The 1079-nt window shown below is 46.0% G+C and carries 1 protein-coding gene and 1 pseudogene; both read left to right on the top strand.

Translation table 11 applies throughout. From position 1 onward, the window contains the following. Positions 1 to 691 (top strand): 2Fe-2S iron-sulfur cluster-binding protein (locus A3750_RS10760; protein WP_156498515.1); only part of this gene is annotated, 691 nt, incomplete at its 5' end. After that, positions 688 to 1079, top strand: a pseudogene (locus A3750_RS10755) (acyl-CoA desaturase); the annotation flags it as partial. The gene A3750_RS10760 and the pseudogene A3750_RS10755, both read left to right, overlap by 4 nt.

Below are 1079 nucleotides of genomic sequence, written 5' to 3'. Positions count from 1 at the left end.
TCTTTCACCTAAACAGCGGCGACAAACTAATGCGTTTGTGGCTTGTGGCAGTGGCCTTACGCCCATCTTATCGATATTGGAATCGCTATCAGATGCGCAGCTTAGTAGCCAACACCTTCTCTACTCGGTATCACACGAGCCCGAAGCCCCATTCAAAAATCGCTTACAAACGTTAGCAAATAAAGGGCTCAACCTATTGATTTTGGAATCCTCATCACAAGGCAGAATCAAGAATGACACCTTAGAAGCATGGCTCAGTGAAATCCAAATAGAGAGCGCATATGCCTGCGGGCCATCTGGCCTTTCCCAGCATATTCACGACCTCTTTATTGAGCGCAGCCAAAGACTTGGCCACGCAACGCCTAAATTTTTTACAGAATCATTTGGTTTCGCAAACGCATCAGCGAGCTCCGACGTAACGCTCTCATTTAAGGACGCCAACGGTCGCTTAATCATGTCCAAGCAAAAGAACGGAACGTTACTAGAGAACGCTGAAAAAACCGGCCTAAACCCTGTCTATGGATGTCGTGCCGGGATCTGTCACCAATGCATCGCTCAAAAGAAGAGCGGTCGCGTTAGAAACCTTAAAACAAATCAAATCTCTGATGCTGGAAAAGAAGATATCCAGCTTTGCATATGCGTCGCCGAAACTGATTTAGAACTCACTATTAATGAACGGACAGTGCAATGAGCAACTCAACGATGAAACGTATTGACCCTGTTAAGCTAGAGCAATTCGCGCAACAACTTGAAAGTCTAAAAGCTGACACCCTAAAGCGCATCGGCGAAAAAGATGCCCGCTACATTAGAAGACTGATTGGCTTTCAGCGCTTACTGGATATCACGAGCCGTATACTGATACCGGTAGCCTTTTTGTTTTTCAGTGGACCAATGATGTACCTGCTGGCGGCCGTTGGTACCATAGGTCTAGGAGTATCAAAAATTCTCGACAATATGGAGATCGGCCACAACGTCATGCATGGCCAATATGACTGGATGAATGATCCAAATATCAACTCCAGAAAGTTTGATTGGGACAATGCGGGCGATTCCGACTCATGGAAACGCTATCACAATCA

Source organism: Oleiphilus sp. HI0079 (genome assembly GCF_001635105.1).
The sequence above is the reverse complement of the archived record's forward strand: the minus strand, read 5'-3'. Positions and strand labels throughout refer to the sequence as shown.